General features: G+C 62.8%; 14 protein-coding genes, 2 pseudogenes and 2 riboswitches. Of the genes and pseudogenes, 8 read left to right on the top strand and 8 right to left on the bottom strand.

Translation table 11 applies throughout. The features are described 5' to 3' along the window. The first annotated feature begins 1 nt into the window (after position 1). The 5 genes from cyoD to Q2K57_RS03260 all read left to right on the top strand — a co-directional run bounded on the left by cyoD (position 2) and on the right by Q2K57_RS03260 (position 3961). Positions 2 to 331, top strand: coding sequence for a cytochrome o ubiquinol oxidase subunit IV (gene cyoD, locus Q2K57_RS03280; RefSeq protein WP_304526125.1), 330 nt, complete (start codon positions 2 to 4; stop codon positions 329 to 331). A gap of 11 nt (positions 332 to 342) precedes the next feature. Continuing rightward, on the top strand, positions 343 to 1230 hold the full coding sequence (cyoE, locus tag Q2K57_RS03275) for a heme o synthase (RefSeq protein ID WP_112054119.1): 888 nt from the start codon (positions 343 to 345) through the stop codon (positions 1228 to 1230). Positions 1231 to 1409: 179 nt separating this feature from the next. Then, a complete protein-coding gene (locus Q2K57_RS03270; RefSeq protein ID WP_304526124.1) occupies positions 1410 to 2021 on the top strand; it encodes a Yip1 family protein in 612 nt (203 codons plus the stop codon). A 403-nt stretch (positions 2022 to 2424) separates the two neighbouring features. Further along, a complete protein-coding gene (locus Q2K57_RS03265) occupies positions 2425 to 3108 on the top strand; it encodes a CBS domain-containing protein (RefSeq protein ID WP_304526123.1) in 684 nt (227 codons plus the stop codon). Between the two features lie 316 nt (positions 3109 to 3424). Beyond that, positions 3425 to 3961, top strand: a complete 537-nt coding sequence (locus Q2K57_RS03260) for a porin family protein (protein ID WP_112054122.1) — start codon at positions 3425 to 3427, stop codon at positions 3959 to 3961. Positions 3962 to 4237: 276 nt separating this feature from the next. Here the strand turns inward: Q2K57_RS03260 and thiC are convergent. Next, a pseudogene (gene thiC, locus Q2K57_RS03255) lies at positions 4238 to 6047 on the bottom strand (phosphomethylpyrimidine synthase ThiC); the annotation flags it as partial. Positions 6048 to 6130: 83 nt separating this feature from the next. Continuing rightward, a riboswitch (TPP riboswitch) is annotated at positions 6131 to 6258 on the bottom strand. A 120-nt stretch (positions 6259 to 6378) separates the two neighbouring features. Continuing rightward, positions 6379 to 7021 (bottom strand): annotated as a pseudogene (locus Q2K57_RS03250) (TenA family protein). Between the two features lie 89 nt (positions 7022 to 7110). Next, positions 7111 to 7237, bottom strand: a riboswitch (TPP riboswitch). 98 nt (positions 7238 to 7335) lie between these two features. Here Q2K57_RS03250 and Q2K57_RS03245 point away from each other — a divergent pair. After that, a complete protein-coding gene (locus tag Q2K57_RS03245) occupies positions 7336 to 8415 on the top strand; it encodes a glycosyltransferase family 4 protein (protein WP_304526121.1) in 1080 nt (359 codons plus the stop codon). A gap of 21 nt (positions 8416 to 8436) precedes the next feature. On the opposite strand, the gene Q2K57_RS03240 is transcribed toward Q2K57_RS03245, so the two are convergent. The 6 genes from Q2K57_RS03240 to Q2K57_RS03215 form a co-directional block, all read right to left on the bottom strand. Then, positions 8437 to 10347: a glucan biosynthesis protein gene (locus Q2K57_RS03240; RefSeq protein WP_304526120.1), complete on the bottom strand. Its 1911-nt coding sequence runs from the start codon at positions 10345 to 10347 to the stop codon at positions 8437 to 8439. Positions 10348 to 10472: 125 nt separating this feature from the next. Then, entirely contained in the window at positions 10473 to 12398 is a 1926-nt protein-coding gene (gene mdoH, locus Q2K57_RS03235; protein ID WP_304526119.1) for a glucans biosynthesis glucosyltransferase MdoH, read from the bottom strand. Between the two features lie 641 nt (positions 12399 to 13039). Continuing rightward, complete coding sequence (locus Q2K57_RS03230) at positions 13040 to 13390, bottom strand: DUF4870 domain-containing protein (RefSeq protein WP_112054126.1); 351 nt, start codon at positions 13388 to 13390, stop codon at positions 13040 to 13042. A 14-nt stretch (positions 13391 to 13404) separates the two neighbouring features. After that, on the bottom strand, positions 13405 to 14334 hold the full coding sequence (locus Q2K57_RS03225) for a lysophospholipid acyltransferase family protein (RefSeq protein ID WP_304526118.1): 930 nt from the start codon (positions 14332 to 14334) through the stop codon (positions 13405 to 13407). A 7-nt stretch (positions 14335 to 14341) separates the two neighbouring features. Beyond that, positions 14342 to 14725 (bottom strand): DUF4870 domain-containing protein, encoded by a 384-nt coding sequence (locus Q2K57_RS03220; protein WP_258396001.1) that lies wholly within the window; start codon positions 14723 to 14725, stop codon positions 14342 to 14344. Positions 14726 to 14814: 89 nt separating this feature from the next. Further along, positions 14815 to 15195: a VOC family protein gene (locus tag Q2K57_RS03215; RefSeq protein ID WP_112054128.1), complete on the bottom strand. Its 381-nt coding sequence runs from the start codon at positions 15193 to 15195 to the stop codon at positions 14815 to 14817. 71 nt (positions 15196 to 15266) lie between these two features. Here Q2K57_RS03215 and Q2K57_RS03210 point away from each other — a divergent pair, with 71 nt between their 5' ends. Together Q2K57_RS03210 and Q2K57_RS03205 are read left to right on the top strand one after the other, a co-directional pair. After that, positions 15267 to 15926: a class I SAM-dependent methyltransferase gene (locus Q2K57_RS03210; RefSeq protein ID WP_304526117.1), complete on the top strand. Its 660-nt coding sequence runs from the start codon at positions 15267 to 15269 to the stop codon at positions 15924 to 15926. A gap of 294 nt (positions 15927 to 16220) precedes the next feature. Continuing rightward, on the top strand, positions 16221 to 17660 hold the full coding sequence (locus tag Q2K57_RS03205) for an MFS transporter (RefSeq protein WP_304526116.1): 1440 nt from the start codon (positions 16221 to 16223) through the stop codon (positions 17658 to 17660). Positions 17661 to 17785: the final 125 nt, after the last annotated feature.

Below are 17785 nucleotides of genomic sequence, written 5' to 3'. Positions count from 1 at the left end.
TATGAGTGGCTCACACACGTCTCACGACAACAGTCATGGCAGCGTCAAGTCCTATGTGACGGGCTTGGTTCTGTCCATCGTCCTGACCATCATTCCCTTCGGGGTAGTGATGAGCGGCGACTTCAGCCCCTTGGCGATGGTCGGCGTCATCACTGTGACAGCGGTGCTGCAGGTGCTGGTTCAGCTGGTGCTGTTCATGCACATGAGCGCCAAGACTGACGAAGGCTGGAACTTGACGTCGTTCGTCTTCGCCGTGGCGATCCTGGTTCTAGTCATCGGAGGTTCCCTGTGGATCATGCATCATCTAAACCTCAACATGATGATCGGATAACGCAGCCCTCCATGCTCAAGGACTACCTGACACTCACCAAGCCGGGGATCATCGGCGGTAACTTGATCTCCGTTCTGGGCGGCTACTTTCTAGCCGCCCAGGGCGGGTTCGACCTGCCGCTGTTTCTCTCTGCCGTGGTGGGTCTGGCGCTGGTGATTGCCTCTGGATGTGCCTTCAACAACGTCATCGACCAAGATATCGATCGCGTGATGCGGCGCACCCAGAATCGTCCGCTGGTACAGGGGCGCGTCACCGCGGGTGCTACGCTGTGGTTCGCCACGGCGCTGGGGCTGGCAGGCTTTGCCCTGCTGGCTCTGGGCACCAACGCCTTGACGGTTGGGCTGGCCACGTTTGGCTTCGTTATCTATGTCGTCGTCTACAGCCTGTGGATGAAGCGTCATTCCGAATACGGCACCCTGGTCGGTAGCCTCTCTGGGGCCATACCGCCGGTAGTGGGCTACTGTGCCGTCAGCGGCACCTTCGATACCGGTGCCATGACGCTGCTGACCATCTTCTGCCTGTGGCAGATGCCGCATTCCTATGCGATTGCCATCTTCCGCCTGGAAGACTATCGCGCTGCATCGATTCCGGTATTGCCGGTGGTGCGTGGCATTCACCGTGCCAAGCATCACATCCTCGGCTATATCCTGGCGTTCATTCCGGCGACCCTGGCGCTGAGCATTGCGGGCTATGCCGGCCCCGGCTACTTCATCGTCGCTCTGGGTATGGGAGTCTATTGGCTGTACCTGGCGTGTAAGGGCTATCGTGCCCAAGACGAGGAGCGCTGGGCCAAGAGCGTGTTCGGATTTTCCATTCTCACCATCACGGCACTGAGTCTGATGATGTCATTGGATGCCGCCCTCCCTAATGCGCCGCTTTTATGGACTTCGCTGCGCTGATCTCACCCTGATCTCTTTCAGAGCTCTCCCCGAACAATCCAAAGCGTTGAGACGACGGTGATAACCGTCGTCGACGCTTCCTCCTTCCTTCTGACTATACTGCTGATAAGGCACGCTTCATGTGTGTGCTTGAGGTCGGTTCATGACGATCTCTCCTGCTGATAGATGGAGGTATCCGGATGCTGACGCATGTCTGGGGCTTGATGGCCCATCCGCAACGCGAATGGAAACAGATCAAGGGAGAGCGCGAGACGCTCACCCACCTCTACGAGCATCATGTGCTGCTGCTGGCAGCCATCCCGGTCATCTGCTCCTATATCGGCACCACCCAGGTGGGCTGGGGGCTGGGGGGCGAGACCACGATACAGCTCGGCTACCTGGATGCTTTGGGGGCTGGCGTCGTTTTTTATCTGGTGATACTCGCGGCGGTGTATGCGGTGGGCAAGGTGATCCGTGCCATGGCCAAGCGTTTTACGCCCAACCCGCCGAAACAGAGCGAGTGCATCGTGTTCGCTGGCTATGTGGCCACGCCGATGTTCATCAGCGGTCTTGTGGCTATCTATCCCATTATCTGGCTGTGCCTGCTGGCCGGTATTCTTGGGCTCTGCTACACTGCCTATCTGCTTTACCTGGGCATTCCGGCTTTTCTCGACATCAGTCGCGAAGAAGGCTTCATCGTCTCCAGTTCCACACTCGGCATCGGGGTGCTCCTGCTTGAGGTGCTGCTGGGCCTGACAGTCCTGCTCTGGGGCTACGGGGAGCGCATCATCCTGGCACTGCTCGGGAACTGAGGCGCCAAAGGGTCGCATGTCCGCGCAGGAAGCGCTGGTTCGCGACCCATCATTACCGATACGCATGACAGACATGAACAGGGCGGCCCTTTGGCCGCCCTGTTCATGTGCCGGGTTCTGTCATCTGCCTGGGCTCTGCGCTGTCGTTTACTGAAAGAGCTGGCGCTGCCGACCTTAGGCAAGACGCCGAGCCGATACCTGGCGATTGTCGGCTTATCTCCCATGATAGGGGTGCGGCATGTCGCCATCCCGCCTTGTGGCTATCTCGGGGCAGCACTAGAGTTTAAGTAGGCCCTGGCGAAACCATCCCCCTTGCGCGCGTCGCATTCAGGCCATGCCAAGCATCGAGCGCGAGGCTTGCCAGACCATTCTGTGCCATCAGCATTCATCAGGAGGATGTGCCATGCGCGCTGTCGATGTCATGACGCCAACGGTTATCAGTGTTTCCCCCGAGACAGGTGTCCAGGAAATTGCTCGCCTGTTGCTGGATCACCATATCAGTGCGGTACCCGTGATCGATGATGACCAGCATCTGCTGGGTATGGTCAGCGAAGGCGACCTGATGGGACGCGCCGAAAATCAGGCCGAGAAGCCCACGCCTTGGTGGCTGGCGCTGGTCTCTTCGGGGCCCGAAACGGCGGCCAGCTACATCAAGACACATGGCCATACGGCACGAGACATCATGTCCCACCCGGTGGTCGACGTGGAGGAAGATGTCTGCGTCGCTGATATTGCCCGGCTGCTCGAGAAGCGCCATATCAAGCGGGTGCCGGTGACCCGGGACGGCAAGTTGGTAGGCATCGTCAGTCGTTCCAACCTGCTGCAAGGCCTGGCCATCACTCCGCCGGCCAGCGAGGGAACGGTCGATGACCGCAGCCTGCGTGAAGCGCTCAGCAAGGAGATCGAGGACAAGCTCAACACCGTACGCGTCAACGTTATCGTCAAGGATGGCGTCGTCGAGCTGTGGGGCCTGGTCGCCAGTGATGAGGAAATGAAGGCGGTACAGCTGGCCGCCGAGAACCAGCCAGGCGTCAAACGGGTCGAGAACAATATGAGCCGCATGCCGCTGGGGTTTGGCGCCTTGTAGCTCTAGTAGTGTATTGCCTTAAGTGGCCTGCATTTCGTCAATTGCGACTAATCTGCGAGTGAGTGGTCGCTTTCTCGCGGTGATCGCCAACCGCCGTCGATCACATAATTTACTGGCGCAATCATGGAAAATGATCCACGTTAGAATAGGGATATAAAACACTGTTTTAAAACCCGGCTTGATTAGCGTTGTTAGTCAATTCGGTGAGTCGGAATGGTTGTTCAATGCGGTTGGCTGCGGCAGTCGATTAAGCGCGTTGGACGACATCGTCGGATAACAGTGCCGTGATCGGGATTTCTAACGGAGGAGATGAGTCATGAAGCGATTGATAGCGCCGGTGGCGGCTTGCGCCGTGGTGGGGGCCTTGGGTGTGTCGGGCAGTGCACAGGCAGAACAGATGAGTATTACACCGGCGGCCTACCTTGGCGCCGATGTCATGTTCTGGAACTTCGATCCGCAGGGAAGCTCCTCCGCCGAGAGCGAAGCGTTACGACTGAGAGCCGGCATGCAGTTCAACGACTACTTTGCCATTGAGGGCCACCTGGCCACCGGCGGGTCGGATTCGATTGGTGGCGTGGATATCGATCTGGATTACCTGGCAGGCATCTTCGCCAAGGGCTTCCTGCCGGTCTCCCGGGAATTCCGGCTCTATGCATTGCTGGGTGCCAGTGAGGTTTCCTTCAATGACGTCACTTTCAACGGCGATGACAGTGAGAGCGGTTTCTCCGGCGGTGTCGGCGCAGAGTTTGATATGAGCCGCAACCTGTCTTTCGGCGCCGACTACATCCGCTATCTCGATGAAGACAATTTCACCTTCGACGGTTTCAGTCTGGGCGCTACCTACCGCTTCTGATGCCGGCAGACGCTGCCGTGTTCTGGCGTCATGCATGACGCCAGCGGCCACAACCAGGCCCCGTCCATGTCAGTCATGGCGGGGCCTTTTGCCGAAGTGAGCGTGGGCGGGTGTCTCAGACCTGCTGATAGAGCCGGGCGCCGGCATCCCGGAAGGCTTGGGCCTGCTCCTCCATGCCCTTTTTTACCGCTTTCGGGTCATCGTCGAGGCGACGGTCAGATGCCTCGTCTCGGGTCTCTCCCTGGGTCCCGTCTTTGATCGCGTTATTGGAAACATGGTCTCGCACTTCCTGGCTGATCTTCATCGAGCAGAACTTGGGCCCACACATCGAGCAGAAATGGGCCACCTTGGCCGAGTCCTTGGGCAGGGTCTCGTCGTGGTATTCCCTGGCCGTGTCCGGATCCAGCCCCAGATTGAACTGATCCTCCCAGCGGAACTCGAAGCGCGCCTTGGACAGCGCATTGTCCCGACGCTGGGCGGCGGGATGGCCCTTAGCAAGATCCGCGGCATGGGCGGCGATCTTGTAGGTGATGATGCCGGTCTTGACGTCGTCCTTGTTGGGAAGGCCCAAATGCTCCTTGGGGGTCACATAGCAGAGCATGGCGCAGCCGTACCAGCCGATCATGGCGGCACCGATGCCGGAGGTGATGTGATCATAGCCCGGCGCGATATCGGTGGTCAGCGGCCCTAGGGTGTAGAAGGGCGCCTCGTCGCATTCGGTAAGTTGCTTGTCCATGTTTTCCTTGATCAGGTGCATGGGCACGTGGCCGGGTCCCTCGACCATCACCTGGACGTCATGCTTCCAGGCGATGCGCGTCAGCTCACCGAGGGTCTCGAGCTCGGCGAACTGGGCCGCGTCGTTGGCATCGGCCACCGAGCCCGGGCGCAAGCCGTCTCCCAGCGAGAAGGCGACATCGTACTGCTTGCAGATCTCGCAGATTTCCTCGAAGTGGGTATAGAGAAAGCTCTCCTGATGGTGATAGAGGCACCACTTGGCCATGATCGACCCGCCCCGGGAGACGATGCCGGTGACCCGCTTGGCCGTCAGCGGCACGTAGCGCAAGAGCACGCCTGCATGAATGGTGAAGTAATCGACACCCTGTTCGGCCTGCTCGATCAAGGTGTCGCGAAACACCTCCCAGGTCAGATCCTGAGCCACGCCATTTACCTTCTCCAGCGCCTGGTAGATGGGCACGGTGCCCACCGGCACCGGCGCGTTGCGGATGATCCACTCCCGGGTCTCGTGGATGTTCTGGCCGGTGGATAGGTCCATGATGGTGTCCGAGCCCCAACGGATGCCCCAGGTCATCTTGTCGACCTCATCCTCGATCGAAGAGGTCACCGCCGAGTTGCCCAGGTTGCCGTTGATCTTCACCAGGAAGTTGCGGCCGATAATCATCGGCTCGGATTCCGGATGATTGATGTTGCAGGGGATGATGGCACGTCCGGCGGCCACCTCGTCGCGCACGAACTCGGGTGTGATCTCCTCGGGGAGCCTGGCACCGAAGCCCTGTCCTGGGTGCTGGTGGTCAAGGATGTGCTCTACCTCTTCCGAACCCGTATACGTTGAACAGCGCGCCTGGCGGCGCAAATTCTCGCGGATGGCGATGAACTCCATCTCCGGGGTGACGATGCCCTGGCGGGCATAGTAGAGCTGGGTGACGTTGCCGGCCTTGCCATCCTTTCCGGGGCGTGCGCGCCTTGGAGAGCGTTGCAACTCGAAGCGCAGTGGCGCCAGCATGGGGTCGTTGGCGCGGCGCCGGCCATACCCCGAACTGGGGCCATCCAGCCAGTCGGTGTCGTCGCGCTCATCGATCCAGGTTTGGCGCAGGGCAGGCAAGCCGCGGCGCAGGTCGATCTCGGCACCCGGATCGGTGTAGGGCCCGGAGGTGTCATAGACCAGCAGCGGCGGGTTGTGCTCGACGCCGTCGGTGGTGGTCGTTGGTGACAGGGCGATTTCGCGAAAGGGCACGCGGATGTCCGGGCGCGAGCCCTCGACATGGAGCTTGCGCGAGCCCGTCATGGGCGCGATGGCGGCCGCATCGACGCGGGCCTGCTCGTTGAGAAAGTGCTGGGTGTTGCTCATGCGATGTGTTCTCCCGGTAACATCAGGGAGGACAAGCGAAGGAGAGACAGGGGCAGGCGGTTTTCGGCACCGGCGGGGAAACGGCCTGCCTGTCGCTTGATCCCTACGCTGGTCCTAGCCAGGTCAGGTTCAACGGGATCCGTCCTGTCAGGCGCCTTTAGCGCCTGTTGGATGATCTCAGCCGGTATCACCGGCACCCCGTCAAGCGAGTGGTGGGAGCCTTGGCTCCCGGTGGTGGCTTGCAATGGCCGTTCGGCACCACCAAACCGAGCGGTCTTTTCCAGCGAGCCCATTTTGGCAGGCCCTGTGCGACAGGCCCTGTGAGACAGGCTCAGTCGCGCTGATCGAGGCCCATCTGCCAGAAATCGATCTCGAGCCGTGTGGCCTCGCTGAATATCTGGCTCAGTTCCTGGAAGCGTCGCGGCCCGACCTCCGCTAGGCGCGCATCGAGCCAGGCCATTTCATCCACCATGGCCTGCTGAAACTCGGGGCCTTCGTACAGCGTGATCCAGGCGTCAAAAGGGTTGGCCGCGCCGCGCACCGTGGTGGGTTGGGTATTGAGCCAGGTCGCGATTTCGCCGTAGCCGATCAGGCAGGGCGCCAACGCTACGTGGAGGTCCAGAAGGTCGCCGCGGTGGCCGGCCTCGAGCACATAGCGGGTATAAGCCAGTGTCTCGCGGGCCTCGGGCACTGCGGCCAGATCGGTCTCGGAAATGCCCCAATCGCGGCAGAAACCGACATGCAGGTCCAGTTCGGTTGGCCTGGCGCAGGTCGCTCAGGGTACGGCTCTTGTAGGCGGCCAGCGCGTAGGCGCGGGCAAAGTGGATCAGGAACAGGTAGTCTTGTTGTAGATAGCAGCGAAAGGCGTTTTGATCGAGGGTGCCGGCGCCGAGGGTGCGCACGAAGTCGTGCTCGATATAGCGGTGCCAATCCTGTTGGCAGGTGGTGGTGAGATCGCTGAAGCAGTAGCCCATCTGGCCTCCGGTGACGGTCGTGATCCGGGGCACGGGCAGGGTAGGCGTATCGGGGGCAAGGCGTAACCGGGCGAGACTGGTGCAGCCGTGCCCTGCCACCGCTTGATTCCTACGCCGGTACGAGCCGGATCAGGTTCAACGGGATCCCCCCTGTCGCGTGCGCTGGCACGCGTTGGGCGGTCTCAGCCGGTATCACCGGCACCCCGTCAAGCGAGTGGCGACAGTCTAGCAGCTTGTCGTGTCCTTGCCAGTCCGCGCTATGCTTGCGCCGTATCCTGCACAACGACTCTTCCACTGAAATGAGGATGTCACGGATGATGTCAGCCGCTTCCCGGACGCCCGCTTTGACCCTGCTGGTAGCCGGCGACCCCGACCAGCTCACCGGCAGCTACGTCTATGACGCCCGCATCGCCGAGGCGCTGCGCGAGCGCGGCTGGGAGGTTGTGGTAGAAGGGCTCGCCGGGCGCTTCCCGACACCCGATCAGCAGGCGACCGAGAGTCTTGAGCGCGCCCTGACGCGACAGCCCGAAGGCGCTCGGGTGGTGCTCGATGCCATGGTGATGGCCGGTCTGCCCGAAGTAGTGGCGCGTCATGCCAACCTGCTCGAGCTCACCGCCCTGATGCATCATCCGCTGGCCGACGAGACCGGCCTGAGCGATATCCAGCGGGAAAGCTTTCGCGTCAGCGAGACGCTGGCGCTAAGGGCGGTGCATCGGGTGATCGCGACCAGCACCTTCACTGCCGAACGGCTGGCCGATTTCGGTGTGCTGAAATCGCGCCTTCATGTGGTCGAGCCGGGGGTCACGCCAGTGCCATTGGCGAACAGCGTCGACCGCTGTGTCGATGGTACTGAGCCCGCTCGCTTGCTTTGCGTGGCGAGCCTGACGCCACGCAAGGGGTATGAGGTGCTGATCGAGGCGCTCTCCGAGCTTTCAGACCTCAATTGGCAGTGCGACTGCATCGGCGGGTTGGAGCTCGACCCCGACCATGCGAGTCGGGTCGAGGCGATGATCGAGGCAAAAGGGCTGGGTGAGTTGGTCTACCTGCTGGGGACCCGCTCGCCTGAGGCGCTTTCATCCTACTACGCAGATGCGGACCTCTTCGTGCTGCCGTCCTACTACGAAGGCTACGGTATGGTGGTGACCGAAGCGCTGGCCCGTGGCCTGCCGGTGATCACCACCACCGGCGGCGCATTGCGTCATACCCTGCCTGAAGGCGCGGGTATGGCCGTAGAACCGGGAGATGCCAAGGCCTTGGCGACGGCACTGCGCCGCTGGTTCGAAGACGGCGAGCTTCGGGCTCAGTTACGTAAGGGAGCTGTTGAGGCCAGGCGCCAGCAGCAGGATTGGCACAACGCTGCGCAGGCCTTCGCCGAGGCGCTCGGCGAAGGCTAGCGCTTTTCGCTACTGTCGCTATCAGCGGGCAGCGCCGGGGTACCAGACATAGTTCCAGGTTTCCGTCAGCGGTTGGCCACGCAGGGTTAGCGACAGCCGCATGTCGGCTGGCTGATCGCCGTCGGGCTGGAGGCGAAAACTCGCCCGCCATGTCTTGCCGTCGGGCAGCAGCTGCACCTGCGGCGTGAGGGTCTCGCCGCTGGACGTCGTCAGCGTCATCTCCACGGGTTGGCTGGCATCCAGGCTCGACAGCTCTCCGCCGCGAAAGTCGACGATGAAATGACGGCGACTCCTGGGCGGAGGATCGTCCTGGCCGGGTACGCTTCCCCAACCCTGGCGGGTATGTACCACACCGGCACGCTCGAGAGTCGGCGGATAGGCGCCGAAGGTCGAGGTGCGGTAGCGGTAGGTTCGTGACTCACCGGCCTTGAAGGGCGCATCGGGCACCCAGTAGGCGATGATATTGTCGTTGGTCTCGTTCTCGGTGGGAATCTCCACCAGTTCCACACCGCCGGCCCCCCAGTCACCGCCCTGTGGCGTTACCCACTGGCTGGGGCGCAGGTCATAGCGCGCTTCCATGTCCAAATAATCGTCGAATGCACGAAGGCGTTGCACCAGGCCGAAGCCTTGGGGCATGTCATCGCGCAGCGAGGAGACATGCAACTGCGAGGGATTGCTCAGCGGACGCCAGATCCACTCCCCCTTGGCGGTGTGCATCGACAGGCCGTTCGAGTCGTGGACGCGGGGCCGATAGTCATCGTCGTGCACGCGCTCCAGACTCCCGTGCCAGAACATGCTGGTCAGCGGGGCGATGCCGAGCTTCTTCACGTCCTCGCGGGCAAAGAGACGTGCCTCGACATCGACGGTGCTGGACTCGCCGGGGGTGATATCGAAGCGGTAGGCGCCACTGACCGAGGGACTGTCGAGTAGTGCCAGCACCTGAATATGCGTGGCGTCTGGCGCCGGCTTGACCAGCCAGAAGTCCGTGAACGCAGGGAACTCCTCGCCCTGTGGCGAGGCGGTGTCGATGGCCAGCCCGCGCGCCGATAGGCCGTAGCTCTGGTCGCGGCCGATCAGACGGAAATAGGACGCGCCGAGGAAGACCATGAATTCGTCGCGGTAGTCGCCGCGGTTGAGCGGGTAATGCAGGCGAAAGCCCGCGTAGCCGATATCGTTCCGGGCCTGGTCGTCGCTGGACTGTTTGGCCAGTGCCTCGCCGATGGGGGCCGCCGCATCGTCATAGCGGAAATACCCCTGATCGAAGGGCAGCGGTGACACGTCGACCTGGCCGCTGTTGTCGCGCGACTCGACCAGGTTCAGGCCTACCGGCTGGTCGTAGAGAAAACCGGTGTGGAAGAGCTGCACCTCGAAGAGAGACTGATCGCGCCACAGGGCCTTTTCGGGACGGAAGCGAATCTGTCGGTAACGGTCATAATTCATGTCCTGCAAGGCTTCCGGCAAGGCGTTATCGTGAGCCTCGAACGGGGCCTGAGCGAGCTGTTTGGCCCGCGAGGTGACCTCGGCATACAGCGCGTCCAAAGACGCCATGCTGGTCTTGGCGCCGGTAGCTGACTGGCTTGTGGTGGCGTCGGTGGCTGCGGTGCCACTGCTCTGGGATTCCAGGCCCTGGGCGCCAGGGCTCTGCTCATCAGGGCTCTGCTCATCAGGGCTCTGAACATCAGGGCTCTGAACATCGGAGCTTTGCGCATCGGAGCTTTGCGCATCAGAGCTTTGCGCATCCAGATTGGCATCTGCCGATGCATCGGCTGTCGGCGCTTCGGCCCAGGCCGGCGTTGCTATGCCGAGTCCAAGCCCAAACGAGGCGAGCCCCGTCCAGAGCAGGGTGGTGGTCAACAGGGTCGTCGCAAGACGTCCTGCCTGATCCGGGCGAGCATGGCTGGCTCGCCCTGACATCCCGCGTTGTATCAGCATTCCATGGCTCCAAGCGGTTCGGGTATAGGTAACAACGATGTTCGTTGTGCATCACGTCGTGCAACACGTTGTAGGCGGTTGGCTGAGGCTTGGCCGTTGCCGGCGGTGCACTACGAGAGGCCTCGCTAGGCGGCGTCGCGTCGAGGGGCGGCGAAGGTCTGTTCCGGCATTTCGCCGGATAGCTCCTGCGGAGGTGGCCAGGGCTGCTCGCCATCTGGCACTTCTTCAGACGAGGACTGCGCTTGCAGCACCGCGGGCGGGCAGGTCTCGCTGGGCACCAGCAGCAGGCCGGCGCGGCGCAGGCTGCGGCCAAGCGTGAGGCTGCTGCTGAATCGGATCAGTGGCGCGGCCAGCATCAGGCCCAGCCACACAGGAGTCAGCCACCAGAAGAACACTGGGGTGTACCACCAGGTGACGCCGGCCCAGGCAAGTCCGACCAGACTGGCCTGCCAGGTATGCCGCCACGCCTCTCGCCACGCCACGGCGCGTCCTTCTCGGGATTGAGGGTCCCAGGCCACGGTGCGCCCGCTCAGTACGTTGATCACGAACAGGCTGTGGAACACCATCATCAAAGGCGCGATAAGCATCGCGAACAGGCTTTCGAGCACCACGCTGACGGCCAGCCGTGTGCGACCGCCGAAGGCGCGGGGACGGCGAGCCATCGCCAGACACATGCCCAGCACCTTGGGCATCAGCAGCATGGCCAGGGTGCCGCCCAGCAGGGGCATGATCAGGGGCGGTGGCGCAATCGGCCAGTCGGGAAACAGCTGGGCGTTGGAAGTGAAAAAATTGGGTTCGGCGATGGCGCGGATCAAGGCGTCGGCGGTGCTGATCACCAGGATCGACAGCCAGACCAGTGAGGAGATGTAGGCAAAGGCCCCGAACAGGAAGTGCAGCCGGCTCAGCGGGTGCAGGCCATGTCCGCCCAGCAGGCGCAGGTGCTGCAGATTGCCCTGCACCCAACGCCGGTCCCGTTTGGCGTAGTCGAGGATATGGCTGGGCATTTCCTCGAAGCTGCCGTCCAGGTCGGTCTGCATCTGCACCTGCCAGCCGCCACGCCGCATCAGTGCCGCCTCGACGAAATCATGGCTGAGGATGTCGCCTCCCAGCGGCGGCGATCCGGGCAGCTGCGGCAGACCGCAGTGGGCCATGAACGCTTCGGTGCGCATGATGGCGTTGTGGCCGAAGTAGTTGGCGGCGTCGGCATGCCAGAAGCTCAGGCCGGCGGCGAGCATCGGCGAGTAGAGCGAGGCGGCAAACTGGTTGGCTCGACCGAACAGGCTTTGCTGGTGCACAGGAATGGGGACAGTCTGCAGCAGGCCCAGCCGCGGGTTGGCCTCCATGGCGTCGATGAGCGCTGACACTGTGCTGCCGCTCATCACGCTGTCGGCATCCAGCACCAGCATGAAGTCGTAGCGTTTTCCCCAGCGACGGCAGAACTCCCCGAGGTTGCCGGCCTTGCGGCCGCTGTTGCTGTCCCGGTGGCGATAGTGCAACTGACAGGCGCCGTTCAGGCGACGCTGCAGGGCACCGATCGCAAGATGCTCCTGATCGACAATGGCATCGTCGGTACTGTCGCTCAGGACAAAGACTTCAAGCTGGCGCTGAGGCGTGTCGCCGGGCAGGTCGCGGCAGGTCGCCTCCAGCCCGGCGATGACCCCGCTGATGTTTTCATTGTGAATTGGCATCACCAGCGCGGTTTTCGATTGGGCGTCGCTGGGCGGTTGCGCTGGCTGGAGGCGGGCCAGAGTCACCGGATCGCGGCGGCACAGGCTCAGCACGAAGCCGATCACGGCACTCCAGAAGGCAATGATGATCCAACTGAACGTCAGGGCAAACAGCCCCAGGATGACCAGCTCCAGCGGCGTGATGCCGCCGACATAGAGGATCTGAAACATTGCCCAGATGCCCAGCGCGGCGGTGCCGGCGAACAGTCCGGCAAACAGGGCTCGCCGGCTACGTCGCCAAGGGGGCCTGAACTGACGGCGGTTGGCGTGGGCAGAGGAACTGGGCGTCGTCGGGGCGCTGCGAAGTTCGTCAAGAGAACTCATCGGCGTACCACGCTGCGCTGCAGGAGACGGCCAGGGCTTGACTGTTCGTAGGCAGATGGCCTGGGCCGACCGACCCATGACCGACGGCGGCGCTGAGGTGCGCTGCGCGTCGAAAGTCTGGGTGCTGGGGCACCTGCTGTCCGGGGCGTACCTGCGCCGCACAGCGGGTGTTGTGGAGTCATCATCACTTCCAGTGGTTCTCCATTAGCCCCCGCCGGCAGTCCCTGCGCAATCCGGGGAGGAGATTTAAGTAAGCATCGGGGCGAGCTGTGGCATTAGGTGCGCTGTTCTTGTACTGCCCAGATGCGGATCTTGGTCTTGCCATGGTCGCGACAAACAGCGCGATTTGACGCTGAGCGAACGCAAAAAGCTTATCGGTGCTGCCTTTACCTGGGAAGCCAGTCAGGCGTGGCCGGTTCGCTCTGGCGTGGTGATGGCAACGCTCAATGCATGTCGGACCTTCTATATTGGGCTCGTTACATCGGCTCTGTATATCGGCGCTATATCAGGATCAGGCTCGGTATAAACGCGTCTTTGTAAATAGCTTACGATCTATATTAGACGGAATCCGGCGCCGCATGTTCCCCATGCGGAGGCGTTCCAGGTGGACCCCGTTCTTCAGCACGCTCACTAAAGCCGTTTCACCACAACCACGTGCTGGGCTTGGCCGGTGCCTGGTCGGCGCGCACGGCCTTGAGGCCGATCACGCAGCGCAAGATCAGCCACAGCGCCAGCAGCGGCATGATCAGAAAGCCAATCCCGATCACCCCGAGCAAAAAGGCGATGCAGCCGTAGAGAGCCCCGATCCAGAAGGTGCGGATCAGGTAGCGATAGTGTTCACGCAGCCAAGGTGAGGCATCGCCGCGGTAGACATAGGCCATGATGGCGCCGATCAGCGTGGTCACGCTGCCGGTGATCAGGCCGGCCAGATAGAGGACATAGATGATTTGAGTGACACGGGTGTCCTGCTCGGGCAGATAGGTCTGAGTCATGAGTTCTCTCGGCGTCAGTAGATGCGCGCACGGCGGAAGTCCGGGTCGCCGGCGGCTTCCTCGGGCGTCTTGCGGTAACGCTTGTATTCCCACTGGTACTGGGCTGGGTCCAGGGCGATGGCGGCCTCGACGCTTGCGTTCACGCCACTGGCCGAGGCGGTCTCGTCGGTATCAAAGACCCGTTCATCGGCGGCCAGGAAATGAAGCGCGAAGCCGCGCCCGGGGAGACGCCTGGCGACCCCGGTGACCACCCGGGCCTGGGTGCGGGCCACCAGTTTCGGCAGCAGGGTGGCGGTGTAGGCGGGGCGGCCATAAAAGGGGGCGAAGACGCCGCTGCCCCAGTCAGGCTCCTGGTCCGGCAGGATGCCGACGGCTTCGCAGCGCTTTAGCGCCTTGAGCAGCGCTGCCACGCCGCGCGGGTTGGTCGGCACCAGCTGGGCACCGCGCCGTTCGCGGCCATGGCGAATCACCGGGTCCAGCGGGGCGATCTTGGGCGGTTCGTACATGGCGGTGAACGGAAAGTGGCCCGAGAGCCAGAAGTTCAGCACCTCCCAATTGCCAAAGTGGGGCGCCAGCACGATGACTCCTCGCCCCTCGGCCCGGGCCTCATCGAGCAGCTCGCGGCCATGCACTTCAATGATCGACGCCTCGACCCGCTCGGGGTCGCCCATCCAGGCAAAGCCCAGTTCGAGCATGGTGGCGGTGGAGTGGGTAAGGCTCTCGCTTGCCAGCCGGCGGCGCTCGGCGTCGCTTGCCTGGGGATAGACGACCGTCAGGTTGGTCTCGGTGATCTGGCGCTCGCGCTTGCTGAAACGGTGCACCAATGGGCCTGCGAACGTCGACAGCCGCCACAGGGTGCTCAACCGGCGTCCGGCCAAGCTGCGCCATAGGGCGGTGATGGCGGTGGCCTGGAGGCGGTTGCGGCGGGAGGTGTCTTCACTCATCGACAATTCAGACCAGCCAGGTGGTGATATTGGCGGGTGGGCGTTGCTCCTGCAGGCCCTTGAAGCCCTTAACACAGCGGATGATCATCCACACCGCCAGAGCGATCAGCAGCGGGACGCCGATCACCACCAGCGTCAGGAGCGTGGCGATTAGGCCGTACAGCAGGCCGATCCAGAAGGTGCGGATCTGGTAGCGATAGTGTGCCTCGAGCCAGTCAGGCCCCTTGCCGCGGTAGACATAGGCGATGACCACGCCAATAAGCGGCGTGAAGCCAATCACCATGCCAGCCAGTAAAAGACCGTAGACCACCATGGCCATGGTGGTGTCTGCCTGTTGAGGGGAGGGAGGCATCTCGGAAGGAGGCGTCTCGGGTGCGGGCGTCTGGGGCATGACATCGTCCTTGAATGAAACGGTTTGAGTGGAAATAGGCGAAAAAGCGAGCCTGGGCAATATGATACCTGCCCAGACAGGTGTTGCCATCACCGACGCGGGCGGGTGATCTCCAGCAGGTTGCCTTCCGGGTCGCGCAGATAGAGCGAGTCCACCGGCCCCTTGCCGCCAGCCCGGGCCACTGGACCAAGCTCCACTGGGATAGAAAGGGCGGTCAGGTGGCGCTCGACCTCGTCGAGCGGCAGGCGACTGGCGAAAGACAGCTCCATGCCGCCGGTGGCGGGCGTCGCTGCCTTGGGCGCAGCGGCGCTATCGGTGAGCTGCAGGCGCAGGGTCAGGTTGCCGAGGTGCAGGTCGGCATGGCCGGCGTCCTGCTCCTTGGCGTCCATGTCCAGGACGCGGCTGTAGAAATCCACGGCTCGCGGTAAGTCATCGACGTACATCACCAGGTGATCCAGAGCTGACAGCATGGGGTTCCTCCTTGGGTCGCCTGGGCGATCAGAGTAGGCTTGGCGGCGAATATTTTCATGAGCATACGACGATGACCCAGCCTCTGTCCTGCCCGCTGTGCGACGCGCCTGATGCGGTGGCCTACCATCGGGATGCGCGGCGCGACTACCTGCAGTGTCAGGTCTGCACCCTGGTCTTCGTGCCGCCTCATCAGCATCTGGATGCCGATGCCGAGCGTGCGGTCTATGACCAGCACCAGAATTCGCCGCAGGATGCCGGCTATCGACGCTTCCTGTCGAGGCTGCAGGCGCCCCTGCTTGCGCGGCTGACGCCCGGCGCAGAGGGACTCGATGTCGGCAGCGGCCCGGGGCCGACGCTCTCGGTCATGTTCGAGGAGGCGGGTCATCCGATGGCCATCTTCGACCCCTACTACGCTCCGGACCCGGCGCCGCTGTCACGAAGCTTCGATTTCATCACCGCCACCGAGGTGGTCGAGCACATGGCAGCCCCCGGTGACGAGCTCATCCGGCTGGCCGGGCTGCTGCGTCCAGGCGGCTGGCTGGGGCTGATGACCAAGCGGGTCACCAGCCACGAGGCCTTCGCCGGCTGGCACTATATTCTCGATCCCACCCATGTCTGCTTCTTCAGCGAAGCGAGCTTTCGCTGGCTCGCCGAGCGACTCGCCATGGACGTGACCTTTCCCGACCATGACGTCGTTCTCCTAAGGCGGTCTTCTAAGACTCTCTTCTAAGACTCTCTTCTAAGAATCTCTTCTAAGACGTATTGATCAGGCGCACTGATGAAACGGCCTGATTAAGCGTGTTGCCTCGGCGCCATGATCGTGCATGAACGAAGACGCAAATAGCGCTTGGCGACGAGCCGGGCCAAGCGTATATTCGCCGCGCGATTGCCCACATTGCGCCGGTGATGGCCGGCTTCTAGCCTGATGACGAGGTGGTGGAACCTTCCCCGCCGGCAAGATGATTATCGCGACTCACCCGCCGGGAGCGGCGGTGTTTCCCCTCTCGTAGATGCGAGGCATGTCATGTCCCGGCAATTGCTTTCCTTGGCCCTTGCGCCCCTGCTGGGGCTCTTCATTCTCTGCATCGGCAATGGCTTCCTGGCCTCCCTGATCACCCTGCGCCTGGACGCGGCGGGTGAGTCCGCCGTGGTGATCGGCTGGGTGTCGTCAGCCTACTTCATCGGCTTGGCGCTGGGGGCGCTGTTCAATGACCGCCTGCTGCTTCGCATCGGGCACATCCGCGCCTATGGCTGCTTTGCTTCGCTGGTCGCGGTCACGGTGCTGCTGCAGGGCCTGCGGCTCGACCCTGTCAGCTGGTTCGCACTGCGCCTGATTGGCGGCTGGGCCACGGTGGGGGTCTATCTGGTCATCGAGAGCTGGCTGCTGGCCAGTGCCGATACCAAGGTACGTGGTCGCCTGCTAGCCATGTACATGATCTCTCTTTACGCCGCCGGCGTGATTGGTCAACTGCTGCTCGGCGCAACCAACGCCATGAGCGATGCTGCGCCCTTCATGGTGGTGGGCATGCTGGCCTCGCTGTCGGTGCTGCCCATGGCGATGATCCCGCGGGTATCGCCGCTGATCGAGCACGCCGAGCCGCTGTCACCGCTGCGGCTGATCACGCTGACGCCCACCGGGGTGATGGGCTGTTTCGGCTCGGGACTGGTCGTGGCAGCGGTCTATAGCCTGCTTCCGCTCTACCTACAGCGCAGCGGTCTGGGGGTCGCGCAGATCGGACAGATGATGGCGGTGGTGGTACTCGGGGCCATGCTGCTGCAATACCCGATCGGGCGCTGGTCGGACAAGCACGACCGTCAGTTGGTGCTGATCATCATCGGCGCCAGCACGGCGGGGCTGTCGATGGCGCTGCTGTTGGTGCCGGGGGAGTCGTGGCTGACGGGTGGGCTGCTGTTCCTGCTGGGTGGTGGCGTCTTTTCACTGTATCCGGTCGCGGTCAGCCATGCCGCTGACCGGGCCCCGGCCGGTGCCCTGGTGCGCATGAGCCAGGGCTTGCTGCTGATCAATGCGTTGGGGTCCACGGTCAGCCCGCCGCTGATCACTCCGGTGATGGCAGCGTTCGGCGACGGTGGCCTGTTCTGGTCGATGGGCGCCGTGGGGCTTGGCCTGGTCGGCTTCTTCGTCTGGCGACGCAGCGTCCGCCCGGCGCCGCTGCCCATGGCGCCCTTCGTGGCCACCCAGACTCAGACCCTGGCAGGGGCTGAGCTTGGCGTCACCGACGCGCAGATACAGGGAGCCGTCGAGCACGAATATCTCGAGGACCTTTCTTTGGCAGTGCCGGATGTCGCCGTCGCCGAGCCTATCGTCGGCCCGCCGCCGGCCGATGAGGCGCATATCGCCTACTACGACGATGCCGACCCGCAAGATGTGTCGGAGGAAAAGCCGCATGGGATGTCCGGTGATGGCGGGCCGATCCGCAGTGAGACCGCGTCGAGCTCGCATTGAGATCAACGACTGAGGTCGACTATTGAGATCAACGACACGAGGCCAACGACAGTCGCTGCGGCTTTCGCCTAATGGCTTGGGTCCCGGTCGCCAACCTACTATCGCGGTTAACCTTTTCTCAAGAG

The organism is Halomonas sp. I5-271120, from assembly GCF_030553075.1.
Taxonomy (GTDB): Bacteria; Pseudomonadota; Gammaproteobacteria; order Pseudomonadales; family Halomonadaceae; genus Onishia; species Onishia taeanensis_A.
Note: the sequence above shows the minus strand (reverse complement) of the source record. Positions and strands in the feature narration are given on the sequence as shown.

Excerpts from the sequence above, each read along its gene's own strand:
- Q2K57_RS03270 (WP_304526124.1), top strand. The coding sequence starts at position 1,410 with ATGCTGACGCATGTCTGGGGCTTGATGGCCCATCCGCAACGCGAATGG.
- Q2K57_RS03210 (WP_304526117.1), top strand. The coding sequence starts at position 15,267 with ATGACCCAGCCTCTGTCCTGCCCGCTGTGCGACGCGCCTGATGCGGTG.
- Q2K57_RS03225 (WP_304526118.1), bottom strand. The coding sequence starts at position 14,334 with ATGAGTGAAGACACCTCCCGCCGCAACCGCCTCCAGGCCACCGCCATC.
- cyoE (WP_112054119.1), top strand. The coding sequence starts at position 343 with ATGCTCAAGGACTACCTGACACTCACCAAGCCGGGGATCATCGGCGGT.
- cyoD (WP_304526125.1), top strand. The coding sequence starts at position 2 with ATGAGTGGCTCACACACGTCTCACGACAACAGTCATGGCAGCGTCAAG.
- mdoH (WP_304526119.1), bottom strand. The coding sequence starts at position 12,398 with ATGAGTTCTCTTGACGAACTTCGCAGCGCCCCGACGACGCCCAGTTCC.
- Q2K57_RS03205 (WP_304526116.1), top strand. The coding sequence starts at position 16,221 with ATGTCCCGGCAATTGCTTTCCTTGGCCCTTGCGCCCCTGCTGGGGCTC.
- Q2K57_RS03215 (WP_112054128.1), bottom strand. The coding sequence starts at position 15,195 with ATGCTGTCAGCTCTGGATCACCTGGTGATGTACGTCGATGACTTACCG.
- Q2K57_RS03260 (WP_112054122.1), top strand. The coding sequence starts at position 3,425 with ATGAAGCGATTGATAGCGCCGGTGGCGGCTTGCGCCGTGGTGGGGGCC.
- Q2K57_RS03220 (WP_258396001.1), bottom strand. The coding sequence starts at position 14,725 with ATGCCCCAGACGCCCGCACCCGAGACGCCTCCTTCCGAGATGCCTCCC.
- Q2K57_RS03240 (WP_304526120.1), bottom strand. The coding sequence starts at position 10,347 with ATGCTGATACAACGCGGGATGTCAGGGCGAGCCAGCCATGCTCGCCCG.
- Q2K57_RS03265 (WP_304526123.1), top strand. The coding sequence starts at position 2,425 with ATGCGCGCTGTCGATGTCATGACGCCAACGGTTATCAGTGTTTCCCCC.
- Q2K57_RS03245 (WP_304526121.1), top strand. The coding sequence starts at position 7,336 with ATGATGTCAGCCGCTTCCCGGACGCCCGCTTTGACCCTGCTGGTAGCC.
- Q2K57_RS03230 (WP_112054126.1), bottom strand. The coding sequence starts at position 13,390 with ATGACTCAGACCTATCTGCCCGAGCAGGACACCCGTGTCACTCAAATC.